The following is a 13,802-nucleotide window of genomic DNA, read 5'->3' on the forward strand; positions in this document are numbered from 1 at the left end:
CATAAATTTAAGATCGGTTTTCTTACAATACTTATCTTTATGGCCTATACCAAATATGCCCAGATTGATAAGTGTAGCCGAAATATGTGATTTTAAGGGCTCTTCCCTGAAGAAGGCCTGTGCTTACCTTATTCTTTTATTTTTATTTACCGGAAATGTCTTTGGGCAGGATCCTGGTAACATTGTACCGTCTTATGATTGGTTGAAAAAGGTTGATGTAATAAATCAAACTTTAACTAGTCTGGATACAGACGAAATTCCCATCAGTATTGATGTAGCTCCAGATAATTTTCTATACGTATTAACTTTCGGTAACGGAATTCAAAAACGAAATTCAGAAGGTGCAATTGTAAAATCTAATTTTATCACGGGACTTAGAAGTCCTTTAGATTTTGTTATTGATTCTAACGGGTTTTTTTATGTAGCTGATTATTCTGAAGATGGATCTTGTTCTGAAAATGGAAAGATCAGAATTTTTAACCCTGACGGGACTTTTAAAAAAATCATTTATACTGAATTTTATAGACCATTAGGGATAGATGTTGATAGTGAAGGTAATTTGTATGTCGCTGAATACAACCCGCCAGGTAACGGTTGTGAAGGAGATGAACTTAGTAGAGTAAGTATTTATAACCAAAGTGGAGCAAGGATTGCACAGAATAAAAATGTAGAAAGGCCTTATAGAATCGCTGTTAGCGCTGAAAAAGATGTTTATTTGAGTCAGGAAGGTGGAGATGATCCTGCAGTTTTAACTTTAAATAGTTCTTTAAATATAACTGGCAGACTTCCAAATATTCAGTCTCCGGGAAGTATCAATATAGATTCCTTCGGATTTATTCATGTTATTGAATATGCCGGCAGAATTGATTTTAGTCGTTTTATAAATTTTGAAAATTTAAGCTTTGGAGAAATTCAGGATATCGCTGAAGAAATCGATGATGGAATAGATGACAATTCTTATTTCATTAGAATTTACGATCCGTTTGAAAATTATGAAAAACCGATTACTGAAAATATTCAGTTTCCAGTTGACATAGCATTCAATAGTTGTGACCGGATGTATGTTGATAATGCTTATGCTGACGGTCGTTCTACATTTTTTGGTTATATACCAGAAGAATTTGAATTTGATATCGAAATTTATGAAAGAACTCCACAATTTGATAGTGAAAATCCAATTGCAAAATGTAAATTTCCGGTACCTGCTCCTGCTATAACTCTTGAAAATGGTGTGGCTACAGTTCCGGATAATTATATAGATAACGGATCAACCGATAATTGTGGGATCGAATCTTATGAACTTTCTCAGTCTACTTTTACTGCTCCGGGATCTTATTTGGTCACCATGACGGTGAAAGATTTTGCAGGGAATACAGATAGTTGTGAGGCATGGATAACTGTGTTGGGTGAAGCCGAATCTAGTCTTACTTGTGTAGAATCTTATACTTTGGAATTAGATGAATTAGGAAATGGATTTATTGCCTCGGAAGAGCTTGTTCAGGATATTCAAGGAGACGTTGATTTTTTAATCGATGGTAGGAATGAATTTAATTGTGATGATCTTGGAGAAAGAACTATAAGGTTGCGGTATCAAGATCAATCTAACCTTGACGATTTTTGTGACATTCCATTATCAATCGTTGATAATTATAATCCTGAGGTCACAAACTGTCCTTCTGATATTTCTGAAACAATTTCTTTTGGGTCTTCCGGCAAGATAATAACATATAATATACCAACTTTTAAAGACAATTGTGGAATAGAAGAGGTCGTCCAAACTGAAGGTTTTGCTTCTGGAGAGGAATTTCCATTTGGAACAACTACAGTTAGCTATAAAGCATTAGATTCAAGTAACAATAGTGTAACTTGTAGTTTTACAGTCACTATTACAGAAGAACCCGAGGACACTCCACCGGATTTCGATAATTGTCCTACTAATATCACCTCAAATAATGATGCTGGTGAATGCGGTGCCGTAGTTACTTTCAATACACCAACTGTTACAGATGATGGCGGGGCGATCACTCCAGTGAGAACAGATAATACAGGTTTAAACTCAGGTGATTTATTTCCGGTAGGAGAAACAACAATTAGTTTCCAGGCCGATGATGGGGTTAATGACCCTGTGACTTGTAGCTTTACTGTGAGGGTGATAGACGCCGAAGTTCCCGAAATAACCTGCCCAGATAATAAAGAAGAAAATTTTGACCCAAATACCGGCTACGAAGTTCCGGACTTTACTACTGAGGTTATAGTCTCAGACAATTGTACATCAAGGGATGATCTTATAATTACTCAAAGTCCGCAGGAAGGCGATATTATATCAGAGAGTCAGGTCGTGACCATAACTGTTGAAGATTCTGCAGGGCTAAAAGACAGTTGTACTTTTCAATTGACATTAGTAGAAGAACAGCAATATGTATTTGAATGTATAGGTGAACTCACCGTTAGACTGGGAGAAGATGCGCAAAATTCTAATGTGACAGAAATTGAGACGTCAGAATTTATAACTAGTGACATTTCAAACCTCGATCTGGAATTGAGTGTTCAGCAATTCACTTGTGAAGATATAGGTACTAATCCATTGGTGATTCGAGCTACCAATAAAGAAACCGGAGAATCATATTCGTGTACGGTAAATGTCACCGTAGAAGATGTTGGCGAACCTTTGATCATTTGCCCTGCAGGAGTACAGATCAGGGAAATTCCATCGGGTGGAGTTTTTATATTGCCCGAGGTCGTAGGCCCTAACGGCATTGTTGATAATTGCGTACCCTATGAAGATCTGGTGATCGTTCAGGATCCACCGGTTGGAACAGAGTTTACTGAAGCAGGCGATTATCTCATAACATTAAATGCGACAGATATTTATGGTAACGAAGCAACCTGCGAGGTGACTTACAGGCTGGTAGATAATTCAGATAACGAACCGCCTGTAATTTCATGCCCTGAAAATATAAGCGTCGCAAATGATAATGGAGTTTGTGGAGCACTAGTTGAATTTGAGGATCCTACGGCAAGTGATGATAGCGGTAATGTCACAGTTGAAAGAACAGATAACACAGGTTTAAGCAGTGGTAGAGTATTCACTGTTGGTACCACGACTATTTCTTACAGAGCTATAGATGAAGCCGGAAATGAAGATACCTGTAGTTTTGATATCATTGTTTCAGATGAACAGGCTCCGGTAATAGAGTGCAAATCATCCTATACTTTGATGTTTGAAAGTGGAACTACCGGTATACTTGAAGCTGAAGACCTTCTTCTTTCCTTTAGGGATAATTGTGACGGAGAAGATATCAGCCTGGAATTGGATAAAGCTAAATTCATCGACGCTGATGACGGCGAAACAATTGATGTTACAGTTACTGCAAAGGATTCAAAAGATAACGAAATAAGTTGCGTAGTTCCAGTAGAGATTATGGTCATTGCTGAAAATGAACTCGTGTTGAATTGCATTGATGATTTTATTATTAATGCTGACGAGAATTGTAATTATAGAGTGCCTGATTTTTCAGAAATATTAGATTACAATCCGGTAAATGCAGAGATAAGTCAGTCTATTGAAGCGGGAACGGTGATCCAATCTGAAACCGATATCAGAGTTACGGCAACTTTGAATGCGGAGTCCATTAGCTGCGATATCTCGTTGATTTTTGATGATGATATAGCTCCAGCTATAACTTGTCCCGACGATCAGGTTGTCCAGGCAGAACCGGGTTCTCAAATTCCGGTACCAGATTTTACCGATCTTGTAGAGGCAGAAGATAATTGCGGAATAGTCCAGATCAGTCAGAGCCCGACTTCAGATTCTGTTATTTCCGAAGATACTATGATTACGATAACTGCTTTTGATGCGGCAGGAAATTCTAGTGAATGTAGTTTTAACCTGCGTTTTGTAAGCGGTGAAGAGTTATCTATATCATGTCCACCAAATAAAACTGAGGAATATAATGAAGATTGTTCCTTCCTATTACCTGATTATACAGGCGAAGCTGAGGTTATTAATGGAGACGGACTGGAGGTGATCCAGGATCCAGCTCCGGGAACTGAAATAACGTCTTCAGAATTCGAGGTAAGGCTAAGTGTTTCCGATGGAAATACTTTGGAGTCTTGTAGTTTTAATGTAAACCTGGAAGATAATACAGCACCGGTCCTGTTATTAAATGACATCAGTGTGAACCTGGATGCCGATGCCACTGCGATCATTAGTTTTGAAGATGTAGATAATGGATCATATGATGCTTGTGATCCTGATGTAACTTATACCTTGAGTAAAATCGTATTTTCTTGTAAAGAAATCGGGGAAAACAGAGTTCAGGTCACTGCGGAAGATACCAATGGAAATATAGCTTCCGGAACGGTTAACGTTACTGTGACCGACTCTAATGATGTTTGTGAAGATCCACCTTTAGATGGAACCGAATACGTTTATATATACCCAAATCCGAATGTTGGTAGTTTTAAGATCTCTACCCCGGCAGATGTCAGTATAGAACGAATTGAAGTTTTTGATCACCGTGGCAGATTTATCGCAGCAAAAGATTATGATTCGGGAGAACTTGAATATGCTATGGATGTTGGTCCGTTACAGGAAGCAGTTTACGTATTGAAGATTATAACCAATGAGAAGACTCTCACTCGTAGAATGATCTTTAAGTATTGATCTGTTTTTCTAAATACTCAATCATGTTCTCAACAGGATCGTCATAATTGAACCATTTAATATTCTCATCTTTTCGAAACCAGGTAAGCTGTCTTTTAGCAAACCTGCGCGTATTCTTTTTTATTTCTGATATTGCCATTTCAAGATCTGTATTTCCTTCAAAATATTGAAACAGTTCTTTGTAGCCGACCGTATTTAAAGCATTAAGATCTTTCCTGCTATATAATTTACGAGCTTCTTCTACCAGTCCGTTTTTGATCATAATATCAACACGGCGATTAATTCGATCATAAATGATCTCTCTATCTGCAGTTAATCCAACCTGGATGCTTTTAAAGTTTCTTTCAGGCTTATCCTGATTAAGGTATGTAGAAAATGGTTTTCCTGTCTCTATACATATCTCAAGGGCTCTTATCAGCCTGTGGGGATTTTGTACATCGGCGGTTTTATAATATTCGGGATCTAAAACGAATAGCTTTTTTTGTAGCCAGTCTATTCCATCTTTTTCAAGATGCTCGTTTAGATTTTGCCTGATAGCGGGATCAACTTCTGGGAATTCATTTAAACCTTCATTGATCGCTTTTACATAAAGTCCGCTGCCTCCAGCCATCACCACTGCTTTATGTTGCAGAAAAAGCTTTTCAAGTTTTGCCAGGGCTTCCCTTTCAAAATCGCCAACAGAGTACGTGTCTTCAATTGAAATATGCTGGATAAAATGATGTGGAGCTGCCTCTAGTTCTTCATTTTCAGGAACTGCAGTTCCAATCCTCATTTCCTTAAAGAACTGCCTGGAATCTGCTGAAATGATCTCTGTTTGAAAATGCCTGGCTATTTTTATGGAAAGAGCGGTTTTCCCGATTGCAGTAGGCCCTAGGATATTGATGAGGTAATTATCCATTTAGCTTGAATCCGCAGTTATGGCAAAATTCAGCATCATCCAAATGTCTGCCTTCGTTACAATTAGGGCAGACCTGGGTATTTTTGATAGGCTTATCGGTAGCTTTGCTATATTCTGCACTAACAATTCCGGTTGGTACCGCGATAATTCCGTAACCAGTAATCATGATAAGTGATGCTATTAATCTTCCCAGGGGTGTTACCGGAGCAATATCTCCAAAGCCCACTGTGGTTAATGTTACGATACACCAGTAAATACTAAGCGGAATATTATCAAATCCGCCACCTTTTCCTTCTACAAGATGCATCAACGTACCGGCAATGATACAAATGATAAAAACTGCAAATAGAAAAACCAGGATCTTGGCTCGGCTATTTTTCAGCGCATCTATAAGTTTACGAGATTCACCAATATATCTGGTTACTTTTAAAACTCTAAACACCCTTAAAAGCCTAAGTGCTCTAATGGCAAAAAGCAGGTTGGCGCCGCCAAAGATAAAACCGATATAGCTGGGAAGGGTAGACAGCAGGTCCACCATTCCATAAAAACTAAAAATGTATCGCTTGGGTTTATTAATTGCAATAATCCTTAAAATATATTCAATACTAAAAATTGCTGTGATCACCCATTCGGCAATATAGAACTCCCAGGAATATTTAAGCAGGAGGGAAGTTACGCTTTCCATCATTACCAGCGCGACACTAATGATGATCACAAAAAGCAAGGCGATATCGAAAATTTTGCCCGCAGGAGTATCAGCTTCATAAATTACTTCATGAAGTTTGAATTTCCAGTGTGGCATTGACTTGTTTTCCTTCAAATTGGCTTAAATGGAGTTTTTCAAATTTAACTAATTTCTTCGAGTACGATCAAGGATTGAGATTGAACTTCCAGGATCTGGTCAAAAAAAATGCTTTAAAGCAGGATAAAACTCTATTAAAATTATCCCTTTTTCAAAGAATTTTACTCTTGAACAGATAATTGGATGATCTTAAAATTATGCTTTTTGCGTAGAAAGCTTTGTATGATATGTTGCGCGTCCCGGTTGTTGTTCATCGGTGTAATGATAGATCGAATAATATCGAGATTGTTGATCTGGTGATTCAGATTAAAATAGCCGACACCCTTAAATTCTCCATCCTCAATGAGTAAAGCGCTTTTTTCATCCACTTCACGTCCACGACCAATCAGGAGCATATTTTGATTTTCGTAGGAATATCTATCTATTAAATTAATCACTCTCTCATTATATTCATCAACAGGCTCATCTTCGATACAGGCTCCGTGACAGCTTTTGATTGTATAGGCAAAGCAATTTCCGGTACCTCCGTGAATTCCTGCCAGTCTTTCACAAAGTTCATATTCTGCCACCCATTTTTCCAGGGAATTCTTGGCAGATCTTAGCGAACTGAAAGTCGTGATATTCTCTTTTGCTTTATTCGCTCTTCCTATTTTAAGGTTAATGTATCCATTCTCATCTTTAAATTGATAGATGGCATGACTGAAAATATCCCTTTTTAAAGCACGATTATATTTTGGCTTTAGTTCCTTGATCTCCTGGTTTTCTTTCAAGAGCGCAATAAGTTCATTTCCCGTCAATTCGAAAGATACAGAGGCAACCTTGCGTTGCATTTCCCTGGACTTAGGATTATCATTGGTGAAATGCTGATTTACCCTTTTTCGGATATTTCTGGATTTCCCTACGTAAATGATCTCGCTATTTTCATCATGGAAATAGTACACTCCAGTCTCTGAAGGTAATTCCTCAAGAATAAACACCAGCTTGGTATCCATATTCCTTTTCGGCTCTTTTCTCACATGCTCTTTCATGATGTCTTTTTCAACATCTTTGGCCAGAAGCATTTTAAAGAGTTTGATAGTTGCCTGGGCATCTCCGGAAGCACGATGGCGATCGCTCAACGGAATTCCTAAAGATCTTACCAGTTTCCCCAGGCTATAGGAAGGAAGATCCGGGATGAGTTTTTTTGAAAGTTCAACAGTACATAAACTTTTTCTTTCATACTCGAATCCAAGTCTGCGGAATTCGGTGCGAAGAATACGGTAATCAAATTTCGCATTATGCGCTACGAGAATACAGTCTTCAGTGATCTCTACAATACGCTTGGCCACCTCGTAAAATTTTGGGGCATTGCGAAGCATATCGTTATTTATTCCGGTAAGATTCACCACGAATGGTTGAATGGGCTGTTCCGGGTTTACAAGACTAATGAACTGGTCTACTACCTTCTGACCATCAAACTTATAAATTGCAATTTCGGTGATCCCTTCTTCATTGTATTTACCACCAGTGGTTTCTATGTCTAATATTGCGTACAAATACTCTCTCCTTCGTTAATTATAATTTCTTTCGCCAAAGATACTACTTCCAATTCGTACCATGGTGCTTCCACATTCCACGGCGATTTTATAATCACCGCTCATTCCCATGGAAAGCTCTTTTAATTCAGGGAAATCTTTCTGGAATTCCTTAAAAGTTTTTTGAAGAAATTGAAATTCAGATCTAACCTGTGCCTCATCATCAGTAAAAGTGGCCATTCCCATTAAACCAATGATCCTTACATTTTTCATTTTCTGATATTCTTCAGATTCCAGAATTTCGCGGGCGTTTTTAGCCGTAGTTCCATATTTAGAATCTTCTTCAGCAATTTTAATTTGAAGCAGACAGTCTATAGTTCTTTCATTTTCTTCAGCTCTTTTGTTGATCTCTTTAAGCAGCTTCATTTTATGTACTGCATGGATCAAAGAGACATAGGGAGCCATATATTTCACTTTGTTGGTTTGAACATGACCAACCATGTGCCACTCTATATCTTTGGGAAGTTCTTCCCATTTATCGGTCATTTCCTGGATCTTATTTTCACCAAGAATACGCTGGCCGGCATTGTAGGCTTCCATAAGATCTTCATTTGGCTTGGTCTTGGAAATAGCGACAAGCTTCACATTTTCCGGAAGTTCACTTCTATATTTCTTTATATTTTCTGAAATCTCCATCCTTTATTTTTACTTTTAAATTAAGGATTAAATAAGCCCTGCAGGGGAGGGGTGCTTAATCTAACGTGCTTAGAATTCGTAAATTGTGAGACCACTGCGCAACTTAGGTTCAATATAAGTACTTTTTGGCGGCATGGTCAAATTTTCATCTGCAATTTGTTTTATTTCTTCAATTCCTGCTGGCAGCATTCCAAAACCTACTGCAAATTCACCATTATCAACTCTAGTCTTCAGTTCTATAAGATCATTACGGCCATGAATATAGGCGATGCGTTTATCGTATCTCAAGTCCTGTATTCCCAGAACCGGTTTCAGGATCTTTTCATACAAAATGTAAGAATCCAGTTCACTTAAAGAATCTGTGAATTCATAATTGGTTTTCCGCAGGTAAAGTGAATAGAATTCACCATCAAGATACATATTGAAATGATGCTTTTTTGATGGTTTGTAAACTTCATATCCGCGATTTTCAATTCTGAACCATTCATCGAGGAGTATCAAGAACTCTTCTTTTGAATGCCCGTTCAGGTCTTTGATGAGCCTGCTGAACTCAAATATTCGAAGATTGCTTTCGGAAATGAGATAACTCATGAAAAAGTTATAAGCCTCCTTTCCTGTATGCTCAGGATTATTTTCTTTACTTTCTTTTGCCAGCAACCACGATGAGGCACTGCGGTGGTGACCATCTGCGATATACAGCTTTTCCATAGCAGCAAATTGCTGCTTTATCTTTTCGATATTGGAAGGATCGTCTATGAGCCATAAAGAATGCGTTTCTTTATTATATGTGGCAAATTCATATTCCGGCCGTGATTTCATCCGCTCATTCAAAAGCTCATTGATCACCGGATCGTCCGGATACGTAAGTAAAACCGGCTCGGTATTAAAGCCAACTACTTTAAGATAATCCTTGAAAAGTTCCTCTCTGTGAGCAATCGTATCTTCGTGGCGACGTATCACATCCTGTTCGTAGTCTTCAGCACTTGCTGCAGCTATAATTCCGCAGCAGGAAGCTTCCCGTGTCTGTATCTTATAAATATAGTAGCAAGGCTGTTCGTCCTGCTCAAAAATATGTTCTTCCTTAAATTCCAGGTATCGATTTTTCACCATCCCAAAGCGTTTTTCACCACCTATCTCATGCTGAAATTTATAACCGGGATTTATGATATGAAGAAAGGAGTAGGGATTGAATTCAAGCTGGGCTTTTAACTCTTCCTCGCTGTAATCTTCATAAGACCGTGAAGCTACCAACCCGGCATATTCACGGGTTGGCCTCACTGCTTTAAATGGGAATATCTTACTCAAGCCTTATGAGCTAAATTGAGTTGAAACTTTTTCTGCTTTTTTGTTTTCAGAATAGTCATAAAATCCTTCTCCAGATTTCACACCTATCTTACCGGCTCTTACCATATTAGTCAATAATGGACAGGGAGCATATTTTGGATTTTTGAATCCGTCGTACATAACTTCAAGAATGGAATGACAAACATCCAGACCAATAAAATCGGCTAACTGAAGTGGTCCCATTGGATGAGCCATCCCCAGTTTCATCACGGTATCGATCTCGTAAACGCCAGCAACGCCGTTGTAAAGCGTTTCAATAGCTTCATTGATCATTGGCATAAGGATCCTGTTAGCAACAAATCCAGGATAATCATTCACTTCTACCGGAACTTTGTTCAGTTTTTCTGAAAGGTCCATGATCTTGCTGGTCACTTCATCTGAAGTATTGTAACCTCTTATGATCTCAACCAATTTCATGATTGGCACAGGGTTCATAAAATGCATCCCTATTACTCTTTCCGGGTTTGAAACCACAGAAGCGATCTGGGTTATTGAAATTGAAGAAGTATTAGAAGCAAGAATAGTATCAGCAGAGGTTTGCTCATCAAGATTCTTAAATATCTTCAGTTTTAACTCTGTATTTTCAGTAGCTGCTTCCACAACAAGATCGGCGTTTTTCACACCATTTGCGATATCTGTATGGGTAGTGATATTACCTAAAGTTGCGCTTTTCTGATCTTCAGAGATCTTTTCTTTCGCCAGCATTCTGTCAAGATTCTTGGTAATGGTATCCAATCCTCTTTTCAGACTGTCTGCTGAAATATCAATCAATTCAACTTTATAACCGCTTTGAGCAAAAGTATGTGCAATACCATTCCCCATTGTACCGGCTCCTATAACTGCAATATTTTTCATTTTGTTAGTTTTAAAAGTCTAAAAATTCATCAAGCTTCACTTGTTTCAGCTTCTCAAGAAAAGATACTGAAACAAGTTCAGGATGATTTTATAATTTTTAGAATTGTAATTATTATACATTGAAATTAGCAATCACCTGGTTGGCTACCTGAAGGGCTTTAGCCGCCTGTTCCATAGTAACTACAGGTTCTTTATCATTATTTATAGCATCGGCAAAACTTTCCAATTCCTCCAGGATCGCGTTGTTTGGAGAAACATCAGGATTGTCGAAATAGATCTGTTTTTTTATTCCTTCAGCATTCTGAAGGATCATGGCAAAATCATCCGGATCCTCCGGAGCATCTTTCATCTTTACCACTTCGCATTTTTTCTCCAGAAAATCTACTGAAATATAGGCGTCACGTTGAAAAAACCTGGATTTTCTCATGTTCTTCATAGAGATCCTGCTGGCAGTGAGATTGGCCACGCAACCGTTTTCAAATTCTATCCTCGCATTTGCAATATCGGGAGTATCACTAATTACTGAAACTCCGCTAGCATTTATCTTCTTTACATCAGATTTTACCACACTCATCACCGCGTCTATGTCATGGATCATAAGATCTAGTACTACGGGAACATCTGTACCACGCGGATTAAATTCCGCGAGCCTGTGTGCTTCGATAAACATTGGATTTTCTATGCGATCTGCCACCGCCTGAAAAGCGGGATTGAACCTTTCCACATGTCCAACCTGTCCCTTGACACCATTTTCAGCTGCAAGTTTTATTAGCTCTTCAGCTTCTTCGTAGGTATTGGTGATGGGTTTTTCTATGAACAGGTGTTTACCTGCAGAGATCACTTTTTTTGCAACATCAAAATGAGAAAGCGTGGGAGTTACAACATCTATCATATCAGCTTCAGCAATAAGGTCATCAAGGTTTTCGTACATCTTGTAACCGAATTCCTCAGCTATCTTTCTTGCATTATCCTTATTCGCATCATAAAAACCAATAAGCTCATATTCTTCAGACTGGTTGAGTAATTTCAGATGAATTTTTCCCAGATGGCCTGCGCCCAGGACTCCTGCTTTCAGCATATTTTTTGCATTTTTCACAAAAATAGCATTTTGATATTAAATACTTTATAAAATTAGGCCAAATCCCGGAGGCTATTTACTTGGGATAAATCAGCTGCATTGCCTAATTTTATAGCCAGACAAAAGCAAACGAAACTTGAAGGATACTTACAGACATCAGGGAAAACGGCAGCAGCTGGTGAGAACCGTAAAAAAGAAAGGTATTACCAATGATAAAGTTCTTGCCGCCATCGGGAAGATTCCGCGTCACCTTTTTATGGATAGTAGTTTTGAAGATCATGCCTACCAGGATAAAGCATTTCCTATAGCTGCAGATCAAACTATCTCACAACCGTATACTGTTGCTTTTCAGTCTGAATTGCTTCAAATCAAGAGAGGTGAAAAAGTTCTGGAAGTTGGAACTGGTAGCGGATATCAAACCGCTGTGCTTTGTGAATTAGGAGCAAAAGTTTACAGTATTGAACGCCAGCGAGAACTTTACAAAAAAACCAAAACCTTCCTGAGCAAACTTGGCTACCGCCCGAAATACTTAAGTTTTGGTGATGGCTACAAAGGAATCCCTGAATATGCACCTTATGACAAGATCATAGTAACGGCAGGTGCGCCTGAAGTGCCTAAAGATCTGCTTAGTCAATTAAAAGTAGGAGGAAGGCTGGTAATTCCCGTAGGAACAGACGTGCAAACGATGACCTTATTTGTTAGAAAATCGGCTAAGGAATTTGATAAAAAAGAATTCGGAGAATTCAGGTTTGTTCCTTTATTAGAAGACAAGAATTAAAAATTCAACATAAAAAAAGCCCCAAGATCGGGGCTTTTTTTTCTAAGTAAAACCTGATATTATTTTCCAACAGCAGTATCTTCTGCTTTGTCTACTACCAGTCTCGCATCACGGTTAGCGATCTCCCAGGCAGTTAAGAATACAAGCTGAGCTCTTTTAGCCAATAGTTCATATTCAATCTTATCTGGCGTATCTGTTGGTTTGTGATAATCTGCATGCGTTCCGTTAAAGTAGAAGATGATCGGAATGTTATTTTTCGCGAAATTGTAGTGATCACTTCTGTAATAAAAACGGTTTGGATCATTTTCATCGTTATAAGTATAATCCAGATTCAGCTTTGTATATTTAGAATTCACCATTTCACTTAGTTCGTGAAGGTCTGTACTCAATTTATCACTTCCAATAAGGTATATGTAATCTTCTTTACCTTCGTGAGACGGATCAATTCTACCAATCATATCAATGTTTAAATCGGCAACTGTATTCTCTAATGGAAAAATTGGATTGTCTGTATAGTATTTAGATCCTACAAGACCTTTCTCTTCACCGGTCACGTTAAGGAAAAGGATAGATCTTTTAGGAGTATATCCATCTTTTTTAGCCTGAACAAAGGCTTCAGCAATCTCTAAAACACTCACAGTTCCAGAACCGTCATCATCTGCACCGTTATAGATCTCACCCTTATCATTCATACCAACGTGGTCATAGTGAGAAGAAATTACCAGGATCTCATCTGGTTTTTCAGAGCCTTCTAAAAATGCAACCACATTTTCAGTTGGTTTTACTTTTCCTCTTTTAAAATAATCTGTTGGAACTTCTTGGTAATAATCATCACCACCGATTGGTGAAGGAAGATTCAAGCTCTTATATTCCTTTTTTAAATATTCAGCAGCTTTTTTCTGCCCTGGTTCTCCGGTTTCTCTACCTTCAAACTCATCACTTGCGAAAGTGTATAAATGTTCTTTAAGTTCAGAAGCGGTAATGGTATTCGCATAATCCATTGCATCGGCATTTTCTACCTTCTTATTTTGTGCACTACATGCAGCAAGAACAGCTGGAATTGCCAGAATTAATATTTTTTTCATTTTAATCATTGATTTTTAAATAATAGCCGCCAATATAGCGGTTTTGATATTAATTAATTATAAGAGATTCATAAATATAGACTCCT

General features: G+C 38.1%; 10 protein-coding genes. 2 read left to right on the plus strand and 8 right to left on the minus strand.

Going from position 1 to position 13,802, the window contains the following annotated elements; genetic code table 11:
* Positions 1 to 55 precede the first annotated feature (55 nt).
* A complete protein-coding gene (locus RE431_RS04015; RefSeq protein WP_309560680.1) occupies positions 56 to 4,666 on the plus strand; it encodes an HYR domain-containing protein in 4,611 nt (1,536 codons plus the stop codon).
* Here RE431_RS04015 and miaA read toward each other — a convergent pair.
* The 7 genes from miaA to RE431_RS04050 all read right to left on the minus strand — a co-directional run bounded on the left by miaA (position 4,656) and on the right by RE431_RS04050 (position 11,853).
* Positions 4,656 to 5,564, minus strand: a complete 909-nt coding sequence (gene miaA, locus RE431_RS04020; protein ID WP_309560681.1) for a tRNA (adenosine(37)-N6)-dimethylallyltransferase MiaA — start codon at positions 5,562 to 5,564, stop codon at positions 4,656 to 4,658. The two genes, RE431_RS04015 and miaA, sit on opposite strands and share 11 nt — an antisense overlap.
* Positions 5,557 to 6,366, minus strand: a complete 810-nt coding sequence (locus tag RE431_RS04025) for an ion transporter (RefSeq protein ID WP_309560682.1) — start codon at positions 6,364 to 6,366, stop codon at positions 5,557 to 5,559. Before RE431_RS04025 ends, miaA begins: the two co-directional genes overlap by 8 nt.
* Before the next feature lie 161 nt (positions 6,367 to 6,527).
* The gene (locus RE431_RS04030) at positions 6,528 to 7,901 is read right to left on the minus strand and encodes an exonuclease domain-containing protein (protein WP_309560683.1); all 1,374 of its coding nucleotides are present in this window, start codon (positions 7,899 to 7,901) and stop codon (positions 6,528 to 6,530) included.
* A 15-nt stretch (positions 7,902 to 7,916) separates the two neighbouring features.
* Complete coding sequence (locus tag RE431_RS04035; protein ID WP_309560684.1) at positions 7,917 to 8,576, minus strand: YggS family pyridoxal phosphate-dependent enzyme; 660 nt, start codon at positions 8,574 to 8,576, stop codon at positions 7,917 to 7,919.
* A 69-nt stretch (positions 8,577 to 8,645) separates the two neighbouring features.
* Positions 8,646 to 9,881, minus strand: coding sequence for a DUF1015 domain-containing protein (locus RE431_RS04040; RefSeq protein ID WP_309560685.1), 1,236 nt, complete (start codon positions 9,879 to 9,881; stop codon positions 8,646 to 8,648).
* A 3-nt stretch (positions 9,882 to 9,884) separates the two neighbouring features.
* Positions 9,885 to 10,775: a 3-hydroxyacyl-CoA dehydrogenase family protein gene (locus tag RE431_RS04045; RefSeq protein ID WP_309560686.1), complete on the minus strand. Its 891-nt coding sequence runs from the start codon at positions 10,773 to 10,775 to the stop codon at positions 9,885 to 9,887.
* 112 nt (positions 10,776 to 10,887) lie between these two features.
* Positions 10,888 to 11,853, minus strand: a complete 966-nt coding sequence (locus RE431_RS04050) for a Gfo/Idh/MocA family protein (RefSeq protein WP_309561328.1) — start codon at positions 11,851 to 11,853, stop codon at positions 10,888 to 10,890.
* A 136-nt stretch (positions 11,854 to 11,989) separates the two neighbouring features.
* Between RE431_RS04050 and RE431_RS04055 the strand changes: the two genes are divergently transcribed.
* On the plus strand, positions 11,990 to 12,631 hold the full coding sequence (locus RE431_RS04055; protein ID WP_309560687.1) for a protein-L-isoaspartate(D-aspartate) O-methyltransferase: 642 nt from the start codon (positions 11,990 to 11,992) through the stop codon (positions 12,629 to 12,631).
* 59 nt (positions 12,632 to 12,690) lie between these two features.
* On the opposite strand, the gene RE431_RS04060 is transcribed toward RE431_RS04055, so the two are convergent.
* Complete coding sequence (locus RE431_RS04060; protein ID WP_309560688.1) at positions 12,691 to 13,716, minus strand: M28 family peptidase; 1,026 nt, start codon at positions 13,714 to 13,716, stop codon at positions 12,691 to 12,693.
* Positions 13,717 to 13,802 lie beyond the last annotated feature (86 nt).

The sequence above is a fragment of the Christiangramia sediminicola genome, from assembly GCF_031344135.1.
GTDB lineage: Bacteria > Bacteroidota > Bacteroidia > Flavobacteriales > Flavobacteriaceae > Christiangramia > Christiangramia sediminicola.